Annotated in this window: 25 protein-coding genes and 1 pseudogene; 13 read left to right on the forward strand and 13 right to left on the reverse strand. The window is 40.5% G+C overall.

All coding sequences use genetic code 11. From position 1 onward, the window contains the following. Positions 1 to 114: 114 nt before the first annotated feature. The 4 genes and pseudogenes from FN124_RS06150 to FN124_RS06165 all read left to right on the forward strand — a co-directional run bounded on the left by FN124_RS06150 (position 115) and on the right by FN124_RS06165 (position 2,718). A complete protein-coding gene (locus tag FN124_RS06150) occupies positions 115 to 636 on the forward strand; it encodes a hypothetical protein (protein ID WP_142683867.1) in 522 nt (173 codons plus the stop codon). A 297-nt stretch (positions 637 to 933) separates the two neighbouring features. After that, positions 934 to 1,239, forward strand: a complete 306-nt coding sequence (locus FN124_RS06155; protein WP_142683868.1) for a transposase — start codon at positions 934 to 936, stop codon at positions 1,237 to 1,239. A 171-nt stretch (positions 1,240 to 1,410) separates the two neighbouring features. Beyond that, positions 1,411 to 2,034 (forward strand): annotated as a pseudogene (locus FN124_RS06160) (IS3 family transposase); the annotation flags it as partial. 219 nt (positions 2,035 to 2,253) lie between these two features. Then, on the forward strand, positions 2,254 to 2,718 hold the full coding sequence (locus FN124_RS06165; protein WP_142683870.1) for a hypothetical protein: 465 nt from the start codon (positions 2,254 to 2,256) through the stop codon (positions 2,716 to 2,718). A gap of 346 nt (positions 2,719 to 3,064) precedes the next feature. Here FN124_RS06165 and gwsS read toward each other — a convergent pair whose 3' ends face one another. The 4 genes from gwsS to FN124_RS30850 form a co-directional block, all read right to left on the reverse strand. After that, positions 3,065 to 4,090, reverse strand: a complete 1,026-nt coding sequence (gwsS, locus tag FN124_RS06170) for a grasp-with-spasm system SPASM domain peptide maturase (RefSeq protein WP_142683871.1) — start codon at positions 4,088 to 4,090, stop codon at positions 3,065 to 3,067. A 182-nt stretch (positions 4,091 to 4,272) separates the two neighbouring features. Next, positions 4,273 to 5,295 (reverse strand): grasp-with-spasm system ATP-grasp peptide maturase, encoded by a 1,023-nt coding sequence (gwsG, locus tag FN124_RS06175; protein WP_142683872.1) that lies wholly within the window; start codon positions 5,293 to 5,295, stop codon positions 4,273 to 4,275. Between the two features lie 35 nt (positions 5,296 to 5,330). Continuing rightward, the gene (locus FN124_RS06180; protein ID WP_142683873.1) at positions 5,331 to 6,272 is read right to left on the reverse strand and encodes a DUF6624 domain-containing protein; all 942 of its coding nucleotides are present in this window, start codon (positions 6,270 to 6,272) and stop codon (positions 5,331 to 5,333) included. 109 nt (positions 6,273 to 6,381) lie between these two features. Further along, on the reverse strand, positions 6,382 to 6,552 hold the full coding sequence (locus FN124_RS30850; protein ID WP_185937108.1) for a hypothetical protein: 171 nt from the start codon (positions 6,550 to 6,552) through the stop codon (positions 6,382 to 6,384). A 200-nt stretch (positions 6,553 to 6,752) separates the two neighbouring features. Between FN124_RS30850 and FN124_RS06185 the strand changes: the two genes are divergently transcribed. The 6 genes from FN124_RS06185 (at position 6,753) to FN124_RS06210 (ending at position 13,807) form a co-directional block, all read left to right on the forward strand. After that, the gene (locus FN124_RS06185) at positions 6,753 to 8,948 is read left to right on the forward strand and encodes a peptidase domain-containing ABC transporter (RefSeq protein WP_142683874.1); all 2,196 of its coding nucleotides are present in this window, start codon (positions 6,753 to 6,755) and stop codon (positions 8,946 to 8,948) included. Between the two features lie 24 nt (positions 8,949 to 8,972). Beyond that, on the forward strand, positions 8,973 to 10,325 hold the full coding sequence (locus FN124_RS06190; RefSeq protein WP_142683875.1) for an HlyD family secretion protein: 1,353 nt from the start codon (positions 8,973 to 8,975) through the stop codon (positions 10,323 to 10,325). A 343-nt stretch (positions 10,326 to 10,668) separates the two neighbouring features. Continuing rightward, complete coding sequence (locus FN124_RS06195) at positions 10,669 to 11,190, forward strand: hypothetical protein (protein WP_142683876.1); 522 nt, start codon at positions 10,669 to 10,671, stop codon at positions 11,188 to 11,190. A gap of 427 nt (positions 11,191 to 11,617) precedes the next feature. Continuing rightward, positions 11,618 to 11,824 (forward strand): Rossmann-fold NAD(P)-binding domain-containing protein, encoded by a 207-nt coding sequence (locus tag FN124_RS06200; RefSeq protein WP_221887736.1) that lies wholly within the window; start codon positions 11,618 to 11,620, stop codon positions 11,822 to 11,824. A gap of 296 nt (positions 11,825 to 12,120) precedes the next feature. Further along, the gene (locus FN124_RS06205; protein ID WP_221887737.1) at positions 12,121 to 12,912 is read left to right on the forward strand and encodes a helix-turn-helix domain-containing protein; all 792 of its coding nucleotides are present in this window, start codon (positions 12,121 to 12,123) and stop codon (positions 12,910 to 12,912) included. Positions 12,913 to 13,012: 100 nt separating this feature from the next. Next, complete coding sequence (locus tag FN124_RS06210; protein WP_142683878.1) at positions 13,013 to 13,807, forward strand: SDR family oxidoreductase; 795 nt, start codon at positions 13,013 to 13,015, stop codon at positions 13,805 to 13,807. Positions 13,808 to 14,217: 410 nt separating this feature from the next. Here FN124_RS06210 and FN124_RS06215 read toward each other — a convergent pair whose 3' ends face one another. From FN124_RS06215 to FN124_RS06235, 5 genes are all read right to left on the reverse strand, one after another. Further along, the gene (locus FN124_RS06215; RefSeq protein WP_142683879.1) at positions 14,218 to 14,787 is read right to left on the reverse strand and encodes a Crp/Fnr family transcriptional regulator; all 570 of its coding nucleotides are present in this window, start codon (positions 14,785 to 14,787) and stop codon (positions 14,218 to 14,220) included. Between the two features lie 5 nt (positions 14,788 to 14,792). Beyond that, positions 14,793 to 15,599, reverse strand: coding sequence for an SDR family oxidoreductase (locus FN124_RS06220; protein ID WP_142683880.1), 807 nt, complete (start codon positions 15,597 to 15,599; stop codon positions 14,793 to 14,795). Positions 15,600 to 16,128: 529 nt separating this feature from the next. After that, on the reverse strand, positions 16,129 to 16,722 hold the full coding sequence (locus FN124_RS06225) for a hypothetical protein (protein ID WP_142683881.1): 594 nt from the start codon (positions 16,720 to 16,722) through the stop codon (positions 16,129 to 16,131). A 159-nt stretch (positions 16,723 to 16,881) separates the two neighbouring features. Next, positions 16,882 to 17,154, reverse strand: a complete 273-nt coding sequence (locus FN124_RS06230) for a hypothetical protein (protein ID WP_142683882.1) — start codon at positions 17,152 to 17,154, stop codon at positions 16,882 to 16,884. Between the two features lie 20 nt (positions 17,155 to 17,174). Continuing rightward, positions 17,175 to 17,561: a hypothetical protein gene (locus tag FN124_RS06235; protein WP_142683883.1), complete on the reverse strand. Its 387-nt coding sequence runs from the start codon at positions 17,559 to 17,561 to the stop codon at positions 17,175 to 17,177. A 291-nt stretch (positions 17,562 to 17,852) separates the two neighbouring features. Between FN124_RS06235 and FN124_RS06240 the strand changes: the two genes are divergently transcribed. Both FN124_RS06240 and FN124_RS06245 read left to right on the forward strand, forming a co-directional pair. Next, on the forward strand, positions 17,853 to 19,823 hold the full coding sequence (locus FN124_RS06240) for a sensor histidine kinase (protein WP_185937109.1): 1,971 nt from the start codon (positions 17,853 to 17,855) through the stop codon (positions 19,821 to 19,823). Then, positions 19,789 to 20,424, forward strand: coding sequence for a response regulator (locus tag FN124_RS06245; protein WP_142683885.1), 636 nt, complete (start codon positions 19,789 to 19,791; stop codon positions 20,422 to 20,424). Before FN124_RS06240 ends, FN124_RS06245 begins: the two co-directional genes overlap by 35 nt. A gap of 15 nt (positions 20,425 to 20,439) precedes the next feature. Here the strand turns inward: FN124_RS06245 and FN124_RS06250 are convergent, their stop codons facing one another. Next, complete coding sequence (locus FN124_RS06250) at positions 20,440 to 21,576, reverse strand: hypothetical protein (protein WP_142683886.1); 1,137 nt, start codon at positions 21,574 to 21,576, stop codon at positions 20,440 to 20,442. A gap of 373 nt (positions 21,577 to 21,949) precedes the next feature. Here FN124_RS06250 and FN124_RS06255 point away from each other — a divergent pair, with 373 nt between their 5' ends. Further along, positions 21,950 to 23,539 (forward strand): lectin, encoded by a 1,590-nt coding sequence (locus FN124_RS06255; protein ID WP_142683887.1) that lies wholly within the window; start codon positions 21,950 to 21,952, stop codon positions 23,537 to 23,539. Between the two features lie 60 nt (positions 23,540 to 23,599). Here the strand turns inward: FN124_RS06255 and FN124_RS06260 are convergent, their stop codons facing one another. The 3 genes from FN124_RS06260 to FN124_RS06270 all read right to left on the reverse strand — a co-directional run bounded on the left by FN124_RS06260 (position 23,600) and on the right by FN124_RS06270 (position 26,303). Next, on the reverse strand, positions 23,600 to 24,151 hold the full coding sequence (locus FN124_RS06260; RefSeq protein WP_142683888.1) for a ferritin: 552 nt from the start codon (positions 24,149 to 24,151) through the stop codon (positions 23,600 to 23,602). Between the two features lie 443 nt (positions 24,152 to 24,594). Next, positions 24,595 to 24,933, reverse strand: a complete 339-nt coding sequence (locus FN124_RS06265; protein WP_142683889.1) for a hypothetical protein — start codon at positions 24,931 to 24,933, stop codon at positions 24,595 to 24,597. A gap of 65 nt (positions 24,934 to 24,998) precedes the next feature. After that, positions 24,999 to 26,303, reverse strand: coding sequence for a RagB/SusD family nutrient uptake outer membrane protein (locus FN124_RS06270; RefSeq protein WP_142683890.1), 1,305 nt, complete (start codon positions 26,301 to 26,303; stop codon positions 24,999 to 25,001).

Below are 26,303 nucleotides of genomic sequence, written 5' to 3' on the forward strand. Positions count from 1 at the left end.
TTTTAATGCCATGTTCAATTCCGAGATAAACCTTGGAATTGAACATGACTTTTGTTATAATGCAGATGAGTTGATTTATCGTTGCACATCTAAATTTTTTAATTTTTATCTTTCATGCTTATTTTAAACAATCTCGGTGTTAATGAAATAATATTGGGATCAGCAATTCAATCAGTTTCGCCTATCTCCCCTTTCAGCTCTCAAGATAGAGAATTGTTCATTCCAGATCCCAATCCTGAATCTTGGTTCAAATACAACGGTGAAACATCGTCAATATCAAATGGTGAAAAAGTAATCAGTGCCCAGTCAATTTTTCTGTCTAAAAATGCAAATCAGAAGATAAATAGAATTATAATTCACCCCGATACCAATAGCACAAACGAACTTATTGAAGATTTTCTAACTTCGATTTATGGCGCCCCAATGACGACTGCAGGCGGAATGGGCAATTTAGGGGGTGTAACAAATTACACCATCTTTTATTTTATCTCTGAGGATAAAAGCTCGCAAATTATTTATTTCAAAACCTTTAGTTCGGACTTTGGCATAGACGAAATTTCCTTCAGATTTCTTAATGATGAAGACGCCCTCTTTAACTATAAACTGGTATTTCGCTCTTGGGCCAACTTGAAGTAAGCTTTATATTGTGTTCATTTTGTTATTTGCCATATAATAACTTTCGGGTTAACAGCCTCTCAATAAGCTTTCAAATCTAGTAGTATCTAGTTGCCTTGGTCTTTCCGCGATCCTCCCTTATACTTTATGTGGACCTTAAAATTTGTTCGAATATTCGTCCCCAATCTATTTTGTACATCTCCTTTGGCTACCTATAATGCGCAAATATGCTAGATTCATGAGGATATTTTATATAATGGTCCCTGAAAAAAGGTCCGGTATTTAAGCTAGAAAAAATCATCTTAAATTGCCAAAGTAATGACTAAAAAGAGCAGACGTAAATTTACCGGGGGCTTCAAAGCAAAAGTAGTATTAGAAGTCCTTAAGGAGCGCAGCACAATTGAAGAGCTGGCGAAGAAGTATGAGTTACACCCGACACAAATAAACAAGTGGAAGCGGGAAGCTGCCGCGAAATTGGCCGGAGCATTTGACTTTGATGTTCAGGTAAGCAATAGCGAAGACCAGGAGGCGCAAATGGAGAAGCTATATGCCCAAATCGGTCAGTTGAAGGTGGAGAATGACTTTTTGAAAAAAAGTTGCGGTGAAGTCATTAGTCTCCCGTAGGGGAATGATTGAATCTTCAAATCCATCAATAAGGATTCGGCAACAGTGTTGGTTATTGAGCTTGCATCGTAGTGGATTATACTACCAACCGCTTGCAGAAACGGAGGAGAATCTGACAATAATGCGCTTGCTTGATAGCAGTACTATAAGACTCTATTTTTCGGGGAACGGAAGTTAAAGATCTGGTTGCGCGGCCTGGGATATTTCGTCAATCGCAAGCGGCTTCGCCGCTTAATGAAGCTAATGGGCTGGGAGACGTTATATAAAAGACCTGGTACGAGTGATCCGAATACATCGCATAAAGTATACCCCTATTTACTTAAAGGGCTAGCGATTACGAAAGCCAATCAGGTATGGGCAACAGACATTACTTATGTGCCTATGCGTAAAGGCTTCATGTACCTTTGTGCGGTAATTGATTTGCATACCCGGTACGTAGTAAATTGGAGTGTCAGCAATACGATGACCGCAGACTGGTGCAAAAGCGTAGTTGAAGAGGCTATAGTAACAAATGGTAAGCCCGAAATATTCAATACTGATCAAGGAAGCCAGTTTACCAGCGAGATATTTACCGGCATACTGAAAAAGCATGAAATACAGATCAGCATGGACGGAAAGGGCAGAGCGATTGACAATATTTTCATCGAACGGTTATGGAAAAGCGTGAAATATGAAAATATTTATTTGAACGTATACGAAGACGGAGTAAGTTTGTATCAAGGATTGCAACGGTACTTTGAGTTTTATAACACAGAGCCCTTCCATCAATCACTGGGATACAAAAACACCAGCTGATCTTTACAAAACTATTGCTGCTTAGCCCCTGACGGGGCTTGTGCTAACAAAATAAATGCGCAGGCGCATCCATTTTATTAGCACTTGATAAAGCTTAGATCTACAAATTACCGGTCCTGACATTGGGGACTATTATAGGGATCAGTGGTACTGCTCCTCTTAATTTAGGATCATGTAAATAAATATTTAAAAAGTCTCATTGTATAAAAACATTTATTTATGAAAATTATTCTTGGGATACTCATGATTTTAGGTATTACGCCTACATTGATGACAGCAAATAGTCAATCTCTTCCTCAGGCAGATATTATTAGAGGCTTTCTATTAAATCTTGAGTCAGACAACTGGTCATTGGATACGATTACTACCAGATATCTCAATTTTGAACCGGCAAATAATAAGAATATCACAACCAGTGAAAGGAAAGAATTGTTAAAAAATGCGTTGGAGAAAGTAAGTATTGAATTGAAAGATAAGGGAGTTAATGTAAACGATTTAGTAATTGAAAAGTACAGCAACGCTGATCAAGCACTTAAAAAAATGATAATACCCAAAGATGAGGCCGGACAAACCTATATTGCAATTGATAAAAGCAAGAATTATGTCAGGTATTTTCTTATTGAAGGGAAGAGAATAAAATCGTTTACAACCTTCAAAGATGGTAAGGTGTTCCTAATACTTTAAGCCAGTCTTGTCCTAAATGGATCCGGAGAAGATAGACGGCTTCTTTGCAGCTCTCATCTGCGGTCCCAAAGTAATCTCAATGTCAAAATACTTTCAATATATGGACGTAAGCATTCGCGCAACGCCCTGTTTTTAGAGACAGCATATTTTGCTATAGCAATTGCTCCATCTTCCATCTATGTGGCATTAGATCAGCATATGTTCCCTCATATTTGGCCCGCACCCAACAGTCATGTAATTTGGGGCCACATTAAAAAAAATCAATATACTTTTTAATAGTAAACCTCCAAGGAGGTGTGTCATTGTAATTTAAGAATTTCTCCTATGCTGTTGAAAAACAATAATTTTACGGTAACCATTCTGCTTCATAAGGGTCATATTTACATTTTACTGGTTTAGAGTAGAGGTCGATAGGATCTGTTGTATATGCACGGCAATCGGTGCACATGTACCTGAATTCACAATCTCTGCATACTTTTATTTGGTCTTTTGAAATCATCCAATATTGTTGAAGACCATTTTCTTTTTTAAAAACATGAATGAGCGAGGTATCTTGGATATTACCAAAATGCTGTGACAGTGAAGGACAATTTTTTATATTGCCCTGTACATCAATTGCAATTTTTCTATTAAGACAGGAATTGAAGGATTGGGCCTCTGTAAAAAAAGAGGTATTGCAACTGTTTTGGAAATGCAAGGGGTTAATTTGCCCGCAATGTTGTTCAGATTTTATGCCGTCTTTGATGTGAAATACGCTAAAATTGTTTTGTTTTGATTCTATTTTCCTTATCTTCTTCGTATTGAAAAGCGTCACGTAAGACAATCGGTAATTAGATTCGTGTAATTGCTCTAACGCTTTCTGGCTATAGGAACTATGAAAAGGCAGCATAATATCTATATGTCTTGCCGTACTATTTTTGAAATCAGCGAGTAAAGCTAATAAGAAATCTATCGTAGGAACGTGGTAAAACCTAAATTGTATAGCAAGACAGAGGAGCTTTGATAATTCAAGGCTTATCTTTTTCAGATCATGCCTGCTGTTAGCGTCAAAGTCAATGATTGCATTGGTAATAAAAGAAGGATGATCCCAGGAAAGATCTAAATCCGGGTATAATTCCAATTCACTTTCATGACACCAGAATCCAAGTTCATTTTTTAATAAAAAATCAAAATATTCATTTATCGTGCTTACATTTTCATCACCGTATTTGTTTATAATAGCCGGTATGGATTCACCTTTACATTCGGTGAGAATTTCATAAAGGATATTGGGAATAAAAAAATACTCTATCCGTTGTATATCGTAAATAATAGATCTTTTATAGCCTTTTACCGGTTGGCAACAGGCGAATAGCTTAAATATGTTGTTCATGCTCAAAGGTTATCATTAACGAAAGGGGCTTATAGAATTCAAAACAAACATATGAGTCGGAGTGGAAATGACTGCAGGTATCTGTTCTCCGGATGCTATAACTTTCCTGCTCCAATTGTTGGCTCAATTGGAAGGAGGGAGGGAAATGAGATAATGGCTTCCCTGTTTGCTGTATTACTTCCTCACTTAATAGCTTCTTTTCTCTTTCTTTCATAACTGATTAATTTTTGTGCCAGCTTTTTTTCTAAATGATAATTACATGGGATGGAAACCATTCCGAATTGACCGGAGGGATTTACTTCCAGGAATACATAATCCCCATTTGTTGCCTTAACCACATCAAGTGAGCCTGTAGTAAGATTTAATAACTCCATTAGTTTTTGTATTCTTTCCAAAATTGCCTTCGGTAGATTAAAGGGTACCCATCTATTCTGCTTGCCTGAATAATATCTAAAGTCCACTTGTGTTTCTACATTTGATTGCGAAAAGATGGCCATCGTATACGCTTCTCCCATTAAGTAGAAAATACGCAACTCAACGTCTTTCTCTACACAAGATTGAAACAAGCAAGGAAAGAAAGTTTCAGGTAGATGGTCTACCGTCTCCATTTCAACTAAAGCAGTATAGAGTCCGTATCCCCCTTTGTTACTATCCGGGAACAAAAACGTAGAATCTACAACGGGCTTGGTTATGATCTTCCCATGCTTTTGCTGGAAAGTAATGACATCTTTTTTGTTATTCGTGATGATCGTTGAGGGAATATGAAAACCAACACTACTGGCGCATTGAAGCTGGTAGATCTTGGAAGGATTACTGTGCTCCAGTTTATCTATCCAGTGGGTATGCTCCCCGGCAAAATACTGAATGAGTCTATTGGTTGCTCTAATTTCCTGTGAAAGGAAGAGCATTAAATCATAAAAAAAATCTTTTCCATGGATCTCCTTTAGTCGATCCCGGATACTTTGTAGATTATGCCCCCTTCTTAGCCAGATCACGGAAATATCCGCTACTGCTAAAGGGGGATCGTCCAACCGCTGTATATCGAAGGACTTTCCGGAATCATCTAAGAGGAGCTTAAAAAAACTGTTCGGTCCTTCGTAATCTTCCACATTTAGCCGGTATACTTCTTCTCCCAGGTAATTGACCCATGCCATCACTTCATCTGTTGTTAAATCGCCACCACTCCGACTGAAAATAACGATCATAAATTAAGTGTAGAATGTAAAAAAATAGCTAAAAATTATGGGTGAGTCTGGGAATATTTGACCCCACACCTTTCGGCGTAAACTTCTATAGGCTCTAAGCCCATAGTCTCTCTACGCTTATTTACATTTTTAATATCTTCGATTTTCAGGAATTCATTTTCTCCCGTTTGGGGATTTTCTTTGAATTGACTTCCATAGATTTGCGGCTTCCCTTCTTCCACATTTATTCTGTCTACTAAAAAAGCAAGGTTGTCAGGACTTGATTGCCCTTTTTTGACTGATGCCTCTAAAAGTGGTATGTATTTTTTCTGTTCCGTAATATCCGCATGTTGGATTGTTAACCATACAGCTCTATTAGCAGTTGTTCCGACTAAATCCTTACCCGGCCAACCATAGCTTTGGATGATTCTTTTTACTTTTGAAAGATTAATGCTGTCCGTTACATCGATCTGGAACCAAAGCTCTTTCAGTTGTGCTGAATTCGCGCCAAATTTTTTTTGAACTGAATCTAGCAGCAACCGATATTGCTGGTCCAATTTATATATCACTTCGAGTTCCGATTTCAAGGGCAAATTCAGCTTTTGCTCCTGATCCTTAATAGTTTTTTTTAAGTAATCCAGGAGACGGTTCCAACTGCTGCTTTTTGCATGTAAGGAAATCAGGTCCGCGTCTTTTTGCAATGCATCAATATCTAAAAAACCTTTTTGAATTGATTGGTTCAAATACTGAAAAGCTTTATCGGTTTGGCCGGCTAAAGCATTATAGCAGGCGGCATCGTAGTATTGCCCTTTGGTAATAATTCCTTTTTTTAATGATATGGCTTTATCCATCATATCTGCAGCCATTTTGAAATTTTTTGCCCTGTATAAAGAATCTGATCTGTTGAGAAGATAATAAACAGTTTGTGCTGATATGTTTAGGTTGAAGCTTAATAATAAAAATAACATTAAGCAACCAACGGCTTTCGGGTTATCCATACAATATTTAAATTAAAAACAACTCTTCAAACGGAAAGGAAGGTAAAAGAAAGGAACTATTTAACCATAGCGGCTGAAATAGTTCCTTTCTAAATAGTTTGAGTTACAATCAATCTTCCACAGTATTGGAATCCTGATTATCTTCTCCAGAACCTTTTTTAGTGGTCACTTCGTAGGTTTTTTGTTTTGAGATGTATATGCCACCTCTTAATTTCTGTATTTCATTTAATTGAATGGGCTGGAATAATGAGTTGTCCAAACTCTGGAATTGTTTTTTCATAAGAAAGATTTTTGAATAATAAAATCTGTTTAAGGTAATATGAATTTAGTAAATTATTTTTTACTATAAATCAGCTTTCTTTACTAGAAAAAATAATTAAATAATAATTCACATAAAAAATATTATACATTTCATAACAATATGTCATAACCCATATTCAAAATATTTATGTAAATAATAATTAGCTTAATCCTTCCAAAATGAAATTTCCTTTCTATCGACAATATGATGTAATGGACTGTGGACCTACCTGCCTCCGTATGATAGCTAAATATTATCGTAAAAGTTATTTCCTGGCCCAACTGCGTAATCTAGCCTATATTAGCCGGGATGGTGTCAGTGTATTAGGCATCAGTGAGGCTGCAGAGAAAATAGGATTCCGAACATTAGCGACTAAAATTAATTTCGAACAATTAACTGGGCAAGCTCCGTTGCCATGTATTTTACACTGGAACCAGGAGCATTTTGTGGTGCTTCCCCCACAGAGACGTGGTATTTGGAGGAACAATACAAAATTGCTACTGGCTGACCCGGCACATGGGCTGATCAGGGTAGATAAAGAGACCTTTTTGAAATCCTGGATTTCTCATAACAACCAAGGTGTAGCACTGTTACTGGAACCAACCGAAATGTTAGGGCAATACCAAGAGGATGGTTCTCAGCGTCGTGGATTAAGGTTCTTAATACCCTATATTCGGCCTTATAAAAAGTATATTACTCAATTATTGATAAGTGTATTGATAGGAAGTCTACTTACTCTGATGGTGCCATTTTTAACGCAAAGCTTGGTGGACTATGGTATCAATCATCAGAACATTGGATTTGTTTACCTGGTACTTATTTCTCAACTAGTACTATTTGTTGGAAGCACGGCCATCGAGTTTTTCCGAAATTGGCTGCTGTTACATATGAACAGCCGAGTCAACATCAATATCCTTTCCGATTTTCTCATTAAATTGATGACGCTGCCCATTAAGTTTTTTGATACTAAGTTAATTGGTGATTTACGTCAAAGGATTTCTGATCATCAGCGAGTACAGACTTTCCTAAGTAGTACCACGTTATCAACCTTGTTCTCCTTTGTAAACCTGATCATTTTTATGGCGGTAATGGCTGTTTACAGTTGGAAGATCCTTACAATATTCCTTGTATTCAGCCTTACTTCCTTTATTTGGATACTTCTTTTTTTAGGCAAACGTCAGGATATAGACTACAAACGCTTTCAGCGGATGACCGAGAATGAAAATGTATTATTTGAGCTTATCACTGCCATGCAGGAAATTAAACTGAACAATAGCGAAACGGCCAAACGCTGGGAATGGGAACGAGTGCAGTTAAAGCTTTATAAGATCAGCATCCAGGGCATGGCCTTGGGGCAGTATCAACAGCTCGGCAGTATGTTCTTCAACCAACTTAAAAACATACTCATTTCATTTCTGAGTGCTCGGGAAGTCATCAATGGCAACATGACTCTGGGTATGATGTTGTCCGTGAGTTACATTATCGGCCAGATGAATAGTCCGCTGGAACAATTATTGGGATTCATTCAAACAGCACAGGATGCCAAAATTAGCTTGGAACGTTTGAATGAAATTCACGGACTCGAAGAAGAGGAAAATAAAGAGCGACATGCACTTTCACTTATGGAAAGCAAAAACAGAAGTATACAACTGCAACAACTGTCTTTCCAATATGAAGGCCCACAGTCCCCCTACGTTCTACAAAATATCAACCTTGCGATACCCGAAGGAAAGATAACTGCTATTGTGGGTTCTAGCGGCAGCGGAAAAACAACTTTGTTAAAGCTGCTGTTGCAATTTTATACTCCAACGGCAGGCATTGTAAGGATCGGCAGAACAGATCTTCAACAGATATCACCGGCTTGGTGGCGGCAGCAATGCGGTACCGTCATGCAGGATGGCTTTATTTTTTCTGATACCATTGCTCATAACATTGCAATAAGCGATGAAAGGGTGAATGAACATAAACTGCTACATGCTGTGCAGGTAGCCAATATTCGTGACTTCATAGAAGAATTACCCTTGCGGTACAACACTAGGGTAGGCAATACCGGTAACGGAATCAGCGCGGGTCAGAAGCAGCGTATGCTTATTGCCAGGGCGGTCTATAAAAATCCCCACTATCTCTTTTTCGATGAAGCTACCAGCGCGCTTGATGCCAACAACGAAAAGGTGATCATGGAAAATTTGGATCGTTTCTTTAAAGGTAAAACGGTGGTGGTAATAGCCCATCGTTTGAGTACAGTAAAGAATGCTGATCAAATTGTCGTGCTGGAAAAAGGAAAGATCGTGGAAACGGGCACACATGAAGAACTGACCGCATTAAAGGGTAACTATTTTGAATTGGTAAAGAACCAACTTGAATTGGGAGCCTGATTATTTCATTTATTTTTGAACGATATGGCTGATACATCAGAAGTAAATAATAGCATTAGCAGGAAACCTGCAGCAGAACCGCTGAACGGTCAATTTCATACCGGTTATGAAATCCGCAGCGAGGAAGTACAGGAAATTATGGGGGAAATGCCTGCCTGGATTTTTCGATGGGGTATTAGCTTAGTCGGTATTCTCATAATCGGTATTTTCATTGGTTCTTATTTTATGAAATATCCTGATATTATACTTTCAAAGGTTACCATTTCTTCAATTAATCCACCAGTGAAGTTGATTGCCCGTAGTAGTGCCCCTATTCAACGGATATTAGTACAAAATAACAAAGAAGTAGCGCCAGGTCAGGTGATTTGTGTACTTTCCAATCCTGCCCATTATGAAGATGTGGAACGAGTAACTGCCTTCCGCGCCAGCATAGACAGCAGTATATATCTGTTTCGTATCATTGATCAACTTAATATTCCATCGGGTCTACAATTGGGTGAATTACAAGCACAATACACAGAGCTATTCCAGGCCGTTGAACAATATAGGTTTTTTATGACGCACAATAGCTACAAAGCAAAAGTTGGACATTTACTCACGCAGGCTACCTATCAAGCTAAATTGGCGACAGAGCTGAAAAAAAAGGACGTAGTATTACAGGAACAACTAAAAATACAACATAATCGTTATGCAATTGATTCTACACTTGTCACCGACAGAGTTATTTCTCGTTTTGAGTTTGAAGAGGCACGAAAAAAGCTGCTGGACCAGAAAATGAATACAGAAGGAAATTATAGTAGCATTTTACAGAGTATGTTGCAAGAAAAAGAATATCAGAAAAACATTACTGAAACAGAGCTTCAGCTACAAGGTGAAGAAAATAATTTACAACAGCGAATACGAGATGCTTCCAGAAGATTTCAAGGAGCCTATGCTGTCTGGCGGCAAAATTACGTACTTAGTAGTCCCATATCGGGGAAAGTACTATTTTTTAAATATTGGAAGGAGAACCAGTTTATACAGTCTGGAGAAGGAGTATTAATGATAGTGCCAAGTACGCAACAATATCTTGCAAGGGGTACTATTGGCATTAATGGTGCTGGAAAGATCAGAGCTGGCCAAAAAGTATTAATCAAACTATCTGCTTACCCCTTTGAAGAATATGGCATGCTGCGGGGCTATGTGACTTCCCGCTCCACTGTTTCTATGGACAGTACTTTTGCGTTAGAGATCAGTTTAAATGATGGGCTTAAAACTAACGCAGCCAAACAAATACCTATTCAACCTCAATTTGAGGGTATTGGCGAGATACTAACTGAAGATAAAAGTGTATTTCAAAGACTGTTTGAAAAAGTGTATGGTAAATGGAGGAGATAAATTCTTTGTAGCAGTTAATTGAATAATAGGCATAGTCCCAACAACCATGAGAAATAATATTATTAATTCTACAGGAACAATGGATCACAATGATATGCTGAGAAAGTATTACAAAAGTACCGTTGCTATGATGCAATCAATGTTTCCAGGATTAGATCCTTACGACGCGCAGGCACTTATCTGGATAGGCGCCTCTGATACAGTTTACTGGTCAGCCCTTGCTAGTATATTTCCGAGCAATCTTAACGATTTGATTAACCTTGCACTTAAATATAAAAGTGGAGAGAAGGGCACCAAATGTAGTAACTAATGAGACCAATCACTGTTTTATAAAGAATCGATTATGAAGTTCATACTTTTTGTAATTTGCTCATTCAGCTTCTTATTTAGCTTTGGACAAAAGAAAGAATCATTTCCCGAAAAAATGGTTCAGGAGATCAGCAATGCAATCGTAAATCCATATAGCTCAAGCATGGACTCTGTGGATATGTACACAGTGGCTATTATCTTAAACACAAAAGGGCAGATTGAAAATTTGTATTACTCAGATGGATTGGATGACGATTTCATAGCTTATATAAGAAGGAAATTGTCATTATTAGAAATAGGTGAGCAAGGACTAGAATCCTACTGGGAAAATTATTGCAAAAGAAATGGAATTACTAATTCTACCTGTATAATCCAGTCTGTTATGCTAAGATATGAGGCAACTGATTCTCTTAAAATTGGAATGGCTGAGTTACAATCGAAATTTGTACGAGCTATGAGCTTTACCAAAGACTTCTTCCCATTTAGCTCAAAGCTTTCGTTTATATGGCTGAACCCGGTAGCCATACGATTGCCTAGGGAGCGAATAAAAATATAATCAAATAATGAAAGGCACACCTTCTGGATGTAAATAAATTTATAGGTAAAAAATGTGTTTCTTTATTAACATTAATAATATAAATAATATTATCGAATTACTCGTTTGTTTAACCAGCATAAATTTGACTACCAAAGCTCAGAATGCTTCTGAAGCAGAACAAGAAATATCTAAGCCGTCGGCACTTATTGAATCGGAAAGAAAAGAGCTTGGAAAGGAAGCTTGCCACGATTGTTCATACATTACTTAATCCTATCAGACTTTTTCTTTAATGCCATGTTCAATTCCGGGATAAAGCTTGGAATTGAACATGACTTTTGTTATACCGTAGATGAGTTGATTTATCGTTGCACATCTAAATTTTTTAATTTTTATCTTTCATGCTTACATTAAATAATCTCGGTGTTAATGAAATTATACCGTTCATTTGGCTTACGAACTGCGTGATACACCCTTCAAAGTAAATGCAGTTTGCCCGGGATATACCAGTACTGATTTTACCTTTAACAATGGTGGCCCCGTAGATACCGCGGCAAGCCGGATTGTAAAGTACGCATTGATTGACCAGAACGGTCCAACCGTTAAATTTTTCAGTGAAGAAACTAATCCTGAAACAGGGGAAATTCACTGGTAAATTATTACCCCCAGAAATTCATATTTATAATATACGACAGCTACATTGCACAGTTTAAATTTCGCTCAATCTCTTCAAATACCTTAGCAGATGTTTCAGGCTTTGTACCGTAAGGTTCCCTGGTAACCTCATCTGCTTTGCTATCCTGCATATTGCCTACTATGATTTTATTTTCGTAATATCATATTATGATCCAGTTGCAGACCATAGAAGATTTTTATAAAGAACGGTTCGAATCAATTCCGGATAGTTTCAAAGCAGAAATAGGTCATTTTAACGTATTCAAATTTGACTCGGTGGAAGGCTGTGGTTTGAAACCTATTCCGTACAACATAAGAGCATATTTCAAAATCTGTCTGATAGCAGGGAGAAACCAGGTTCATTACTCTGACAAAAAGTTTAACATCGAAAAGCAGGCCCTGCTGTTTTCCAATCCCCGCGTTCCTTACAACTGGAAACATATTACCGGGGAACAACGGGGTCATTTCTGCATTTTTACGGCAAATTTTTTCCATCATTTCGGCAATCCGGAAGATTATTCTGTATTCAAGCCAGATGGAATGCCCGTCATTGAACTTAGTGACGAGCAGGCGCATAAGGCAGCTCAACTTTTTGAAGACATGTATACTGACTGGATATCTGACTACGCATACAAATACGACAGAATGCGGGTTTTAGTCTATGAGCTGATACACCTTGCCGTAAAAGCGCAACCAATTAAAAGTGCTAAGCGTAGGCTTTCCAGTGCTTCTGAAAAGATTGCCAGGCAGTTTATTGAACTTTTGGAACAGCAGTTCCCAATAGAAGATGGTAACGCTCCGATGCGCCTGCGTTCTTCCTCCGATTTTGCCAAGCGGCTGTTAATTCATGTGAACCACCTGAACAAGGTATCCCAGGAAATGCTGCATAAGCCTACCTCAGTGATCATACAGGAAAGGATTTTGTTAGAGGCCAAGATATTATTGAAGCATACAGATAAAGCTGTTTCAGAAATTGCATTTGCTTTGGGGTTCAAGGAGAAAACACACTTCAATAACTTCTTTAAAAAATATACGCAGCTTACCCCTACCCAATTCAGGAGTATTTGATTTTTGTAACAATTGCATTGTTTTTCGTTACCCTGCTTTGTTGTTTGCAAACGACCTTTGCTTCATTAGTTCATTGTATCACATCAGCAAAGACAACAAAATGCAAAACAAACAAAATGAGCACAAGGACCTCACAGGCAAAACGGCTTTAGTAACAGGAGGAACAAAAGGTATCGGGAAAGCAATTGCAGACAGATTACAGCAGGCAGGGGCTAAAGTTATCGTCACTGCCAGAAACCCGCCAGAAGAAAGCAATTCTGATCATCATTTTATTGCAGCGGACCTAATGCAAGCCGGGCAGGTAACGAAGCTGGCACAGGACATTAACGAAAAGTTTGGAGGAATTGATATATTGGTTGATAATATAGGCGGACTTACCACTCCGGGTGGCGGATTCAGTGCTTTGACTGATCAGCACTGGGAGAGCGAGCTTCAATTGAATCTGCTCGCTGCTATACGACTGGACAGAGCCCTGTTGCCTAAAATGCTTGAGCAGAAAAGCGGTGTTGTCATTCATATGTCTTCCGTTTCCGGTATGCTTCCTCTGTGGCAGCATAATATGGCCTATGCAGTTGCCAAGGCCGCCCTGAACAGCTATAGCAAAGCATTGGCAAATGAACTAGCCGGGAAGGGAATAAGGGTATTAACAGTATCTCCAGGAGCAACTAAAACACCGCCAATGGAAAAATTCATACAGCAAATCGCCAGCTCTACAGGGCTGACACCTGACGAGGCTTTCCAACATTTAATGCGTGAAATTGGAGGTATACCGATGGGCAGGATGGCAGAGCCAAACGAGGTTGCATCGTTGGTATATTTTCTAGCATCACCTGCCGCTGCTTATCTCACCGGTGCAAATTATCTCATCGACGGAGGGGCTTTGCCCGTTGCTTAAATCATCTGTAGGTAGCAGGAGAAACCGCGGCGTTTATCCCAAGGCTATTAAGTTAGTGTACCCGGAGCTCTATATTTATTTTGGCAAGAAAATATAGCCCTTTACTATTCGCTCAATATCTTTCACATATAAAGTGACTCGGGTTTTGAGCCATAGGGCTCATCACACAGTATTCAGCTAATAATGTTAAGCAAAGGAACCCGCGTAAATCTGGTATTTGCACGGGTTCCTTGTTTTTTTTCAGATAGATAAACTTTAAAAAGTGAGTGTTATGGTCAGCAGATTTACAACATACATTTGCTAATCTCATTGCATTGCCCTGAAGTGCTGATCTGACTTTTACTTAAATCCTTCCATTCAAATTGTCCGTTCTGATTAACTATTCTTCCCACGCCAGGATCCCATAGTTTTTAGCGGATATTTCTTCTTATCCTGCTTAACGAAGTCGGCGTAATTCCCAAATAAGAGGCAAGATATATAAGCGGAATCCTATTGGCTAGATTCGGAAAGTTTTTAAGAAAATTCAAGTATTTTGTTTTCGCGTCCAGCATGACCATTGGCTGCACCATATGAACTTTATCCAATAATGTTTTGACGGTAATTTTATTGACAATCGCATTCCAATCGATGATAGTCGTAGCGAGCTCGTGCCAATCTTCAAAAGTAAATGTAATTAATTTGCAGTCTGTAACAGCCCGTATATAGATCATTGAAAGAATTTTGTGGTTGAAACTTTCCAAATCAACCACAAAATGATCCTCACATATAAAATGGTGAACAGTTTCTTCTCCTTTGTTATTATAATAACAAATCATTAAAACGCCTTCCTTAACAAAAGCAATTTGTCGGGCTATTTTCCCCGCCTCGGAAAAATATTCATTCTTAGATAATAATTTTTCTGAGGCCCGGGTTTCAATCAGATCTATTTGCTTTTGATTCAGTTGCCCGAATTGCAATAAATAGTTAATTAACTGTTCCATAGCTCCTATTGTTCAAAAATGGATTTACTCCTTGCATCAATTACAACATCTATTCCGTCTTTTTTCAACGATTGATATCTTGTATTTGCGTCATCGCCTGCAAAGTAATGCAATTGTTTTTTTCCGTCGGTCACAGCTTCATAAACAATTAATGCAATATCTTCCGGATTATCTGCGTTTGTTCCCGCTTCTGAGTTAGAAAATGTGCTAATGACTTTGTCAAGGCTTTCCTGGTAAGCAGGATGAAGTGCAATTTTGGCATTTCCTACAAAATTAGTATTCATAAAACTGGGGACTATAGTTTTAATCCTGATCCCTATACGATCTAATTCATAATACATTCCTTCTGTCCAGGCTTCCAATGCAGATTTAGTTGCACTGTACACAGCCATGAATGGCTCGGGGATATAGGCGCCCAAAGAAGTTGTCGTAATAATTAATCCTTCCTTCCTGTTTCTGAAATAGGGAAGTAAAGCTCTTGTGACTCGAATTGTACCTTGCAGGTTGGTGTTGAGCTGATGATCTAATTGTTCATCTGTTATAGCTTCTAATGCTCCTGCTAAAACATAACCCGCATTATTGAACAATACATCTATGGGACTGATTTCTTCAGCTTTTCTTGTCACTTCAATAACTTGTTCCGGGTTATTAACGTCTAATTCCAAAAGGTGTACGTTGGGCAACTGCGCAAGTTCTGTCTCTTCAATATTTCTCATGGTTGCAACTACCGTCCAACCTTTTTCTGAAAACAACTTTGCCGTAGCTTTTCCCAATCCCGATGATGTTCCTGTAATAAAAATTGTCCTGTCCATTTTAAGTGATTTTAATTTCTATTACAAAAGACAATAATAAAATAGACGGAGGACTTGCCATTTGGTAAGAAATGATTTAACGGGGTTGAAATTCTTCCGGCCGGATCACGGGCAATCATAGCGATCCCGGATGTTTCATATCTCCATAAATTATGGACAACAATTAAAAGACCTATTGATTCATGGCCTATCGCTGCATTTTCTGTAGATAACGCATCTTCCATGTCGCTTTTCTGGCAGGATTGGTTAACAAATGCCAGTGATCCACCGAGGATCCATACAAACAATTTTCTCCTGTTTGAGGGATATGGGTTTTAATGAGTAAATAAAAGTCCTTTAGGATTATTAAATGCTGCATTAACAGGCCACAGGATGCGGTGTGGTTAACGATATTATGATTTCAGTGGAATGAAACCAAGTAAAACCCAGAAAAAAAGATTTTCTACCGGATAAGTAGAAAACCTGCGAAAACATCAGCATTAACATTCCTGATTGATAGCTGTTATTAGGGAGGATAATTACTATCCGGTTACTTCATATTAAACTTCGATTTCAGAAACTGATCCAGGTCTGCTACATACCCATCAAAGAAAGTTTCAATGATCTTTTTATTATTTGCATTTACGATCTTTCCATCCGGATCAAAGATGCTGTCGGGATAAGCCAACTTATAATTGATCTTACGTGAAGTTGCCTGCCCTAAAAGGCCGCCATGCGGGGAAACAGCGCTTTGTGTACGGCCATCAGTGGGCTGTATAAATTTAAATTCATTAAACGGTACATCCTGTTCTGAAACTACATCATCTCCGGGGCTTATGCGCAATTTTGCATCGAAAACAGAAGCATATATTTTGGAGTTACCTCCGGCGCGGATGGAAATGTATCCTTCTTCGGGAACTGCAAACATATAGATAATCCCTGTGAGATCAGCAAAACAGTTTTGCTTGTTCCCGATGGTGGCAAAATCGCGGTAAACCACAACGGTGCCGCCGTTGAGTATCATATCAATCTTCAGAATGGGCCGGTTTTTCAGGTACTCCAGGATACCTTCCAAAAGTTGCCGTTGCTTTTTGCCATTATAGAAAAGCTTCGCATCATACTGGCCATTGAGTGGCTTTACCATCCCGTAATTTCCATATGTTCCCTTCTCAATAACCACCTCAAAGTACTTACCCTGTGAGCGCCCGGAGAAACTTAAGATCAGCAGTGTAGCCGTAAATATTGCTTTAAATACATGGTATATCCTGGGGTATAGCTACCTCCCGAATAATTGGATACTTTTTCATATACCACCACCTGGCCCCGCTTCCATCGGGGAAAGCTTTTGTAGGAGCGCCCCATTTTTGTAAATATCAGTCAGGCTTACTCCCACCCATGAATTCTTCCAGTTCTCCCTATTATAAATACCTCTTTGAAGATCCGCATAATATTTATCATCCTTATAACGCTGCTCCAGCGCTTCTTTCATTCTCTTCTCTAACTTTGCCTGTGCACCTCCGGTAAAAGAAAAAAACATCAGAAAAATAACAGCGGATATATATTTCAGGTATTGCATGAAAGGCAGTTTTGGCCACATTAAAATTTATACGTGAGAAGAACAGATAATACCGTACCCGGACTGGCCGTTTCTTCTTTCTTCAATACATCATCTACATAAATTCCCACCTTTAGCGTAGAAGTATTACTGGTACCGGTTCCATTTACCACAATGTTAGCATTATATGCGCCGGCTGGAGCCGTAAGCTCAGGACTGGTCCATGAAGTACCACTAAGATTGGTGGCTGTATGAGCGTCGCCATCTACCCCATAAGAGGCAGTGCTAATATTCCCCCCAGCCGTAGCCGTAGCTTTAAACTGTACCTTATGTGTAACGGATGTTGGATTATCATCCTTATCTTTGGAGCAGGATGATGTGAGCATTGCAGCGAACAGGATACTTACAATGGATAATTTTCTGTACATATGCTATGATTTGTAATTTAGCCTACTCTGAATTAACCCGGTTTTCGGCTACCCCGTTTGTTTATGTGCAGCGCAAGCTGACTAAATTAAGCGCCTGGCGTTATAAGATGAATCTTTAAAAGCTACAGAACAATCGCTTCAAACCTTTTATATCAGTACGTGGAACAAAATTACTTACAAAAACAAGGACAAGCAATGCCGTGAAATGGTCATTTTGTATATAGCTGTTTTCAGTCATTCTTCTGATGTATCTTTATTATTATGGTTATATGTAACAACTTGCGAATTGTTATGAAACTTTTTACCCTCGTATTTATTCTTATGCTGTCTGTTACCCGGAGTAACGCCCAACAAGCACCGGGAAGATTTGATAAAGACAGTCTTGCCCATATTCTTGAGCAGGCAGTAAATGATAGTACCAAAGCCAGCGTGAGCTTTCTCCTGTCTGATGAATGGGCAGATGAAGACTCCGTGCTATCAAAAAAATATGCGCAGCTTGGAATAGGGCTCAGTAAAGGACACCCCTTCCTGGAAGGCATTTCTGTATTCTACAAAGGGCGGCAACTTGCCACCACAGCGCCCGATTCAGCCGCTAAACTTTTCATGCAGGCAGAAAGTATATTAAAGAAATTTCCTGGCAAAGAGGCTTTACTTTTCCGTTCTATGTGCTGGCACGATTACGCACGGGTATTCCACTTCGACAAAGATGATCCTGAAACCTATGTGAACCTGCTTGTAACTCAGGCAATACCATTGGCGCAAAAGTCAGGCGACCAGCTTTACCTGGGGAAGAATTACCTCGATCTTTCCTATGGGTTTAAAAACCTGAGAGAGCATGCCAAAGCTAAAATATACCTGCAACTTGCTATTGAAACATTACGGAACAAGCAAGGAAATACCAGCTACCTCGCCACCGCTTATCATACCTTATCAGAGAACTATTCGTTATCGGGCGATTCAGCTAATGCCGCTTTGTACATTGACAGTATGAGGGTACTGCTGACGCCTTATCCACAGGCAAGCGAGTGGCTGGATTACTATGCAGGAGAAAGTATGCGGCTTACCATTGCCGAAAAATTTGACCAGTCCCTTGCAGTGGCAGAAAAAGGTATTGCGCTTGCGCAGCAACTGCATCAGGCATATCCCGAACAACGCCTGTTGCTGCAAAAATTTTATGCGCTGTATAATAAGAAAGATCTGGTCCAGGCCCGCCGTGTAGGTCTTGATCTTTACAGCAGGCTGCCATTTATGAATACCTCTGCTAACCGGCTCTTATTGTACTATGGCATGATGGCCACCTATGAAGATCTGAAAAATATTCCTGAAGCTTTCGTATGGCTGAAACGCTATAGTTATTTAAGCGATAGTGTTGCGCAAAGCAACCTGACAACAAAGATCAATGCACTGGAAATAAAATTCAGGAATGCAGAAAATCAACGGAAAATTGTGGAATTAAACGCATCCAATGATAAAGTAAGTTATGCCTTAAAGCGAACCGTCCTGTTAAGCTGGTCGCTGGGCTTGATAAGTGTACTTTTACTGGCAGTTTTACTACTGGGATATTTCTTTTATAAAAACAAAAAGAAAACAGCCCTCCAGCAGGAACAGATAAAGATCTCACATGCAATGCTGCAAGGCCAGGAAGAAGAGCGCAAACGGGTAGCGCGGGATCTTCACGACAGCCTGGGAGGGTTATTGGCGTCAACGAAGATCAATCTTTCCAAAATTGCCGGCGGCGCAAATACCGGTCAACGGCCGGAGCTGGACAATGTTATCGGCCAGATGGATACATCTGTGGCAGAACTAAGGAGGATTGCCCACAATATGATGCCTGAAATGTTATTACGACTGGGGCTGGAAGCTGCATTGAAGGATCTTTGCAATACATTTGAATCAGAAAAAACAACCGTCCGCTTCCTTTGCTTTGACATCCAGCCAAATATTCCGCAGGCAGAACAGGTGATCATTTACCGCATTGCCCAGGAATTATTAACCAATGCAATAAAACATGCCGATGCGAAAAATATACTGTTGCAATGTAACCAGCGGAGCAACAGATTTTTTATTACTGTGGAAGATGATGGCACCGGTTTCAATGAAAGTGTTCTGCATGAAAACCAGGGCATGGGCTTTATCAATATTAAAACCCGGGTCGCCTATCTGAATGGTAAAATAGACATCCTTTCCAAAGGCAATCAACCAGGTACTTCCATAAACATTGAAATGTATGTTACAACCGAAATACAGGCTGGCCATTCTTGACGATCATCCCGTAGTGCTTCAGGGACTGGTGAATGTGCTTTCAGGAGAAGAAGCATTTGAAATTGCAGGTACGTTTACCAACGTCCGTGACTTTCTTCAATTTTTCAATAGTAACCCTGTTCATGTGGTGTTACTGGATATTATCCTTCCGGACGGGAATGGGATGGACCTCTGTAAGGACATCAAAACAAAAGCACCCGATACTATAGTGCTGGCATTGAGCAACCATGATCAACGCAGCGCTGTTATGAAAATGCTGGAAAACGGCGCGAGTGGTTACCTTCTCAAAAATGCATCTATAGAGGAGCTGGTGCGTGGTATCCACGATGCCCTGCAGCACCAGATCGTATTCAGTAACGCTGTGAAAGAAATTATCGCCAGGCCGGGATTAAAGAATATGAATGATGCTCCGGTGCTTACCGCGAGAGAGCAGGAAATTTTAAAACTTATTGCTTCCGGTATCACCACCAGGCGCATTGCAGAAATGCTTTTTTTAAGCAAGTTCACTGTGGAAAATCATCGTAAAAACCTGCTGCAGAAATTGCAGGTAAAAAATGTAGCAGCGCTCATTAAGGCCGCAAGCCTGCATGGACTGGTTTAACAGGAGCATTCGCCATCATTTTGGGTCCTTATCAGTAGCAACAGGCTTTGTAGCCAGCAATTCCCTTCCCTCTGCGGTAAGTTCCACTACAACCAGTTTCCCACTCAGATCCATTGATTCCATCATGTTATCTCCCTTAATCTTTTTATAGCGCTCATTATCTTTAAGGTCTTTGGTTTCCTTTGTGCCGGTCATTTTATTATAGGTAACTTCATCGTTGTCTTTATCTATAAAAGTTGACCAGTCAAACTTTCCGGATGCAAGGCTCATGTTTGAATTAAAGAGCTTATCAGTACGAAAATTTGTGTTATATCCATGTTTTGCGTCAGGAGAATGCTCTTCAATGGTGTCTGCAATCTTTACCATTCCGGGGCCTTCCATACCGTTGATCATTCCCCAATGAGCATGTTGGGGAATAAAATCCTTGTGCGATACTTTTGTCTCCAATGCTACATCCATCTCACTTTTAGCTATTTCCAATTTTTCTCCGCCTTCGTTGAGCTTACCTATCCACTCTCCTCTCTTTCTATAATACTCATCATATTCATCCGGCTTTGAATAACCTATCAGCAAAGAAACCTGCGGAATAGCATTATAGGTATGCAGTATTTTTTTAAGCTCTTTATGGGATTTAAAACTAACAGTTTTTGCAGTCAGTAGTTGCTTACCTTCATATTTAAGATTACTATTAATAAGTTGCAACATAAGATCAATGTTAAAAATCTCCCCTACAAATGTATCCGGTGATTGGGAGGTGAATTTATCCATTGTTTTTGTCATCTTTTGCTGCACGGCCTCATCAAATCCCATTGCCCGCATTGCTGCAATAATTGAAAACAGGCCACAGTTGCCATGCGTTTGCACTGGTATCTGTTTTTCAGTGATCGTTTCTATCCGCTGTACCACCGCGGCCGTATTTACTGGCAGCCGGAAAGGTACCGCCTGCAACTGAGTTGCCGTGAATATTTCTTTTCCGGCGGGCTTCAGCTGAAAGGGAGAGGTAATTAATTTTTCGCCCGGATTTACTGCAAAGGGGCCGGAGGCTGCAGGTTTTTCCTTCGGTGCATGCCGGGCAATGCCCGCAGTATTATGGTTATGCGCAGCTGCGCTGGAGGTGGCTGCAGGCTGGGATTTAACCGGATCCTGTATCATATTATTATTGAGGGATTGGGTGTTTCATTTATTATTATATAGATAAGTTACGGATTAAACTCCGATTAACAAACAAATTAACACAGCTGCTAACAAATATATTAATAGCGTAAAAGCGGGTCTGACAGCATTATATAGCAGAAAAATATATTTCTTGTAAACCCCGCTACCACTGCCATTCTACCTTACTGCACCATTATTTTCCGGTTATATTATTAGGCCTGCCAACAGGCTATAGCTAATTTTCCTCTCTTAAAAATCCAGGCTATCCTGATGCAAATTCCACATTCCGTATAACGTGTTGCCTTACCCGGCATCCTGAACAAACTGTACTATACAATTCCACTTATAAACCATCATCAAAATCAAATTCATGAAACAAATGATTTCCTTATTCAACACCCTGCCCGGTGTTATGCAAAAGCTGGGGTACCATTGCCTCCTGTTGACCAGTATAGCCTGTTCCAATAAAGACATGCTAAAACAACCTGATGATCCTGCCACCCCGCATATCAAAAGCGGCATCCGTACCATGGCCGCTTCGCCGGTAGGCGATGTGGTAGGAAAACTGGTAGTTGGCTACCAGGGATGGTTTGCCTGCAAAAATGATGGCTCCCCTTCCAATAACTGGATACATTGGGGCAGTACTCCCGGCGGCCTCCCTCCTTCACCAGGTAATCAAACATTCGAGCTGTGGCCCGATACAAGAGAATATACCACTACTTTTCAAACCGGTTATGCCAACCTGGGCAATGGTCAGCCTGCGAAGTTATTCTCGTCCTGGACCGATCAAACCGTGAATACGCATTTCATGTGGATGCAGCAATACGGTATCGACTGTGCAGCCATGCAACGATTTGGTAAAAGTACCCCGCAAAAGGACGGGATTGCCAGTAAGGTAATGGCTGCCGCACAAACCTACGGACGCAAGTTTTATGTGATGTACGATATCTCCGGATGGACAAATTTCCAGACAGAAATAAAACCCGACTGGACAAATGTGATCGTAAATACCCTTCATCTTACCGCCTCGCCAGCCTATGCCAAACAAAATGGCAAACCGGTAGTTTGCATATGGGGTGTAGGTGTAACGAACCGTCCGGGTAACGTTACTTCCTGGACAGATGTAATTAACTGGTTCAAAGATCAGGGTTGTTATGTGATTGTTGGCGGACCGCGCGACTGGCGTACCCAAACGGCAAACCTACCCGCCTATAACGCCAGCAATATGATCATGCCCTGGGCAACCGGTACCTTCAGCAATATTACCGGCGCCAATAATTATGTATCCACTATTGCAGCCGATTTTGCATATTGCAACAGTAATGGAATTGATTATCAGGCCGAAGCGTTTCCTGGCTTCGCATGGTCCAACTGGAAAGGCGGTGCGCCCAACCAGATCCCAAGATTACATGGAGATTTCATATGGCAGCAATTCGCCAATATCAGGAACCAGGGAATACCAAGTGTATATGTGGGTATGTTTGATGAATACGATGAAGCTACTGCTATTGCTAAAGCTGCAGAAGATGCGTCGATGATTCCTACCAATCAATACTTCCTGACACTGGATGCGGATGGGGTACATGTATCATCCGACTTTTACTTACGGCTGGTAGGTGACGCCGCAAAAATGATCAAAGGGCAAACACCATTGGTATGGGCACATCCTACTCCTCATGTGGTAAATGCAGGCGGCGTAACTTTTTACCAGAATACCAGTTATGGCGGCACTGTCAGCCAGGTATTGCCTGTTGGCAATTATACCATGTCTCAATTGGCTGCACTGGGAGTTCCCAACGACTGGGCCTCTTCTGTTAAAATACCCGCCGGCCGCACATTGATTATGTATGGAGATGATAACTTTTCGGGCAGCTCCTGGACACGCACCAGCGACACTCCCGACTTTACAGCATTAAACCCTTCGGCAAACGATAAGATGTCGTCCTGCAGGGTACAATAAATTATAAAGCAGGGGTTACATTGTTGCCCCTGCTTTATAACATTATGATCAGCTCTTTCGTTATGGGTTCTCTACAGTTTTTGTTTCTGCCAGTTCGGCCTCATCCGGCTCTTTCTCCAGGTCACGGTCTAACGCATACAATGCCTCGTCCGTAGCCCGTTCACCACCTGCCACTTTAATCTTGTCCAACAAACCCAATGCAAGGGTTTCTTCTTCCGTTTGTTCTTTCACAAACCACTGCAGGAAATTCCATGAAGCCCAGTCGCCTTCATCGAAACTCATCTTTACTAGTTTATAAATGCCGGCAGTATTATTGATTTCCTGCTGAAACACCTGCTCAAAACAATGCTGTACACTGGTCGGATCAGCCGGTGGTTGTGGGATAGCAGCTATCTCAACCTTCCCGCCCCTTTCCAGGATATACTCCAGGAATTTCATCATATGATTACGCTCTTCGTTTGCATGGCGAAAAAGGAAATTGGCAATTCCATTGTATCCTGCGCTTGCAGCCCAGGCGCCATACGACAAATATATCTGCGCTGCCAGTGCCTCCTGGGTCATTTGATTATTAAGTCCTGCCTGTAAACTGGCCGAAAGTCTGTTTCTATTCATGACATCAGTTTTTTAGGATGAATGCTGTTCACTAATAGCAAAACGCCAAATCAAAAATTACACCACAACGGTGGCATTGTGTTCCTGAGTTTGCTTTGGCTGTTTCAGGAAAAACCACTTTGCATAGCTATTTACAATCCGCCAATGGCCAGCTTTTCTTTCAATGGCTAATACCTCACCTTTGGCACATAACCAGCCACAACGGAATTCATAGTATAAAATTCCCCGGGTATATTGTTTGTCAAAACAGATGGCCGATAACCTTATCCGGCCAATACAAAACCTTGTAGTATCTGTCTCCCTGATACTTCTGATCATGGCAAAACAACTCTTAAAATCAGCAGCCCTGTAAGTTTGCTGCAGGCGATTTAAACTATCAATAATGAATTCCGGCTGATCTGAGAAAGAGAATATCTCCTGTAAGAATGAACGGGAGCAGGGATCTATTGAGGCCCTATACACACTAACCGGGGAAAAACATGGACGTAATGCGGTATCAAGATACAATACGCCAAACCTGTAACTATTCCAAACAACTTGTCTCTCTGTTTTAACATCTCCTTTCCTTCAGCTACAATATCATTATTCTCATAATTATATTTTAACGATAGTTTTTCTGTTTCTGCTCCTAAATAAAAATTATAAAATCTTGTTTCTATTTCTCCGCCCGGAAAAGCCGGTGGCAATTCTGCAAATGAATATATACTATCCTCCGGTCGCTGACCATCAGCTGATATAACTGCCAGCAAAAACAAAAAACACATCATTAGTTTTAAAGACATAGATATCTTTTTATAAAAAACCAGTTCTGGTTGCCACCTCCCCCGGCAACCAGAACTGCGCTTTACTAAAACGCCGGATCATCCGGTGTATTTGGATTATCATTCCGTTCCACAAACGGGTAAGGGAAATAGTTCCGTTTCCTTTCTGCCACGGGCCGGCCAAACCGGCGGCTATCTTCCAGCTCCTGGCCGTTCATAAACAATTCTATTCTCCGGTGCTTATAGATCAATGTCAGCAATTCTGCTTCAGTGGCTGCAGTTACGGGAGGCAGTGATGCGCCAACGCCATAGATATCTCCGGAGGCTGTTTTGGTTACAACTTTATTCAGGTAAAGCAATCCATTAACAATATCATGCTGCCTGGCATAACTTTCCGCTTTAATAAGCAACATTTCACCGGGAAGATAAATAGGAACAGCGGTAAGGTTGCCTGCAAAAAAACCATTGATATTGAACCTTGGCTTTGCAGGCCTCGCAATATAGAATGGTATCCGTTTGTCGGCAAGATCCGGCTGGATGGGCACCGGTAAACCCATCGTAGAGTCGACCACGTTATAGATATTATTCGTAGCTGTTACCAATGCAAAGATCGGGTTGGTGATCTGCGGATTAAAAGAAAGAGTCGAGATTACATTCAGGTCCACTTTATCAGCTGCCCTGATGGCTGCAGCATAATCGCCGGCACACAATGCATATCGTGCTTTCAGGGCATACAAAGTATTAATGATGTCCACGTTTTTGGGTATATTGGCTAAAAAACTGCTTCCTACAGGCGTGGCCGTTACAGTACTGATGGCATTGTCCAGCGCCGCAACAGCCATTATATACCCCTGTTTCGCAGGCACAAATTTTACACCGCCGGACGACAATACAGGCGTACTGGTATTTTCCGGTACCTGCTCCCAGAAATTGGCCTGTACACCAATGGCCAGTGCCTTAAAGATAGTGGTGTAGGCAATCAAACCGCTGGCAAAGCTTTTATCTTCAACAATGGCCGCCGTACGGCGTAAAACACTGTCTGCTTCATACCTGATCTTATTGGAAACATTCCACATCCCGGTTACCACTACATTGGTGGTCAGAATTTTACTTCCCCCTGCTCCAATTTGCGCTTCATCTGTATTGCCCGGGTTGGTAACAAAAGTTTCCCCTACCAGCAAACTACCGGAAGTGACGGTGGTGTATAAAAGGCTTTCCCGGTTCTTTGAGTACCAGGTCTGTAAACCTACTGCTACATTGGCTAATGTAGCGGGTGAGCTGTAAGCGCCTTCCGATGAGGGCCCTGAGGGGTCCTGGTAATCTTTCCTACACGCTGTGAAAGTGCAGAGTAAAGCGATGGCGATAGTGCTATATTGAATATGTCGTTTCAT

Origin of the sequence: Chitinophaga polysaccharea (assembly GCF_902150045.1) — a bacterium.
Lineage (GTDB): Bacteria > Bacteroidota > Bacteroidia > Chitinophagales > Chitinophagaceae > Chitinophaga > Chitinophaga polysaccharea_A.

What these genes read in the sequence shown, in the direction of transcription:
- FN124_RS06150 (WP_142683867.1), top strand. Translation starts at nt 115, where the DNA reads ATGCTTATTTTAAACAATCTCGGTGTTAATGAAATAATATTGGGATCA.
- FN124_RS06155 (WP_142683868.1), top strand. Translation starts at nt 934, where the DNA reads ATGACTAAAAAGAGCAGACGTAAATTTACCGGGGGCTTCAAAGCAAAA.
- FN124_RS06165 (WP_142683870.1), top strand. Translation starts at nt 2,254, where the DNA reads ATGAAAATTATTCTTGGGATACTCATGATTTTAGGTATTACGCCTACA.
- gwsS (WP_142683871.1), bottom strand. Translation starts at nt 4,090, where the DNA reads ATGAACAACATATTTAAGCTATTCGCCTGTTGCCAACCGGTAAAAGGC.
- gwsG (WP_142683872.1), bottom strand. Translation starts at nt 5,295, where the DNA reads ATGATCGTTATTTTCAGTCGGAGTGGTGGCGATTTAACAACAGATGAA.
- FN124_RS06180 (WP_142683873.1), bottom strand. Translation starts at nt 6,272, where the DNA reads ATGGATAACCCGAAAGCCGTTGGTTGCTTAATGTTATTTTTATTATTA.
- FN124_RS30850 (WP_185937108.1), bottom strand. Translation starts at nt 6,552, where the DNA reads ATGAAAAAACAATTCCAGAGTTTGGACAACTCATTATTCCAGCCCATT.
- FN124_RS06185 (WP_142683874.1), top strand. Translation starts at nt 6,753, where the DNA reads ATGAAATTTCCTTTCTATCGACAATATGATGTAATGGACTGTGGACCT.
- FN124_RS06190 (WP_142683875.1), top strand. Translation starts at nt 8,973, where the DNA reads ATGGCTGATACATCAGAAGTAAATAATAGCATTAGCAGGAAACCTGCA.
- FN124_RS06195 (WP_142683876.1), top strand. Translation starts at nt 10,669, where the DNA reads ATGAAGTTCATACTTTTTGTAATTTGCTCATTCAGCTTCTTATTTAGC.
- FN124_RS06210 (WP_142683878.1), top strand. Translation starts at nt 13,013, where the DNA reads ATGCAAAACAAACAAAATGAGCACAAGGACCTCACAGGCAAAACGGCT.
- FN124_RS06215 (WP_142683879.1), bottom strand. Translation starts at nt 14,787, where the DNA reads ATGGAACAGTTAATTAACTATTTATTGCAATTCGGGCAACTGAATCAA.
- FN124_RS06220 (WP_142683880.1), bottom strand. Translation starts at nt 15,599, where the DNA reads ATGGACAGGACAATTTTTATTACAGGAACATCATCGGGATTGGGAAAA.
- FN124_RS06225 (WP_142683881.1), bottom strand. Translation starts at nt 16,722, where the DNA reads ATGGTAAAGCCACTCAATGGCCAGTATGATGCGAAGCTTTTCTATAAT.
- FN124_RS06230 (WP_142683882.1), bottom strand. Translation starts at nt 17,154, where the DNA reads ATGCAATACCTGAAATATATATCCGCTGTTATTTTTCTGATGTTTTTT.
- FN124_RS06235 (WP_142683883.1), bottom strand. Translation starts at nt 17,561, where the DNA reads ATGTACAGAAAATTATCCATTGTAAGTATCCTGTTCGCTGCAATGCTC.
- FN124_RS06240 (WP_185937109.1), top strand. Translation starts at nt 17,853, where the DNA reads ATGAAACTTTTTACCCTCGTATTTATTCTTATGCTGTCTGTTACCCGG.
- FN124_RS06245 (WP_142683885.1), top strand. Translation starts at nt 19,789, where the DNA reads ATGTTACAACCGAAATACAGGCTGGCCATTCTTGACGATCATCCCGTA.
- FN124_RS06250 (WP_142683886.1), bottom strand. Translation starts at nt 21,576, where the DNA reads ATGATACAGGATCCGGTTAAATCCCAGCCTGCAGCCACCTCCAGCGCA.
- FN124_RS06255 (WP_142683887.1), top strand. Translation starts at nt 21,950, where the DNA reads ATGAAACAAATGATTTCCTTATTCAACACCCTGCCCGGTGTTATGCAA.
- FN124_RS06260 (WP_142683888.1), bottom strand. Translation starts at nt 24,151, where the DNA reads ATGAATAGAAACAGACTTTCGGCCAGTTTACAGGCAGGACTTAATAAT.
- FN124_RS06265 (WP_142683889.1), bottom strand. Translation starts at nt 24,933, where the DNA reads ATGTCTTTAAAACTAATGATGTGTTTTTTGTTTTTGCTGGCAGTTATA.
- FN124_RS06270 (WP_142683890.1), bottom strand. Translation starts at nt 26,303, where the DNA reads ATGAAACGACATATTCAATATAGCACTATCGCCATCGCTTTACTCTGC.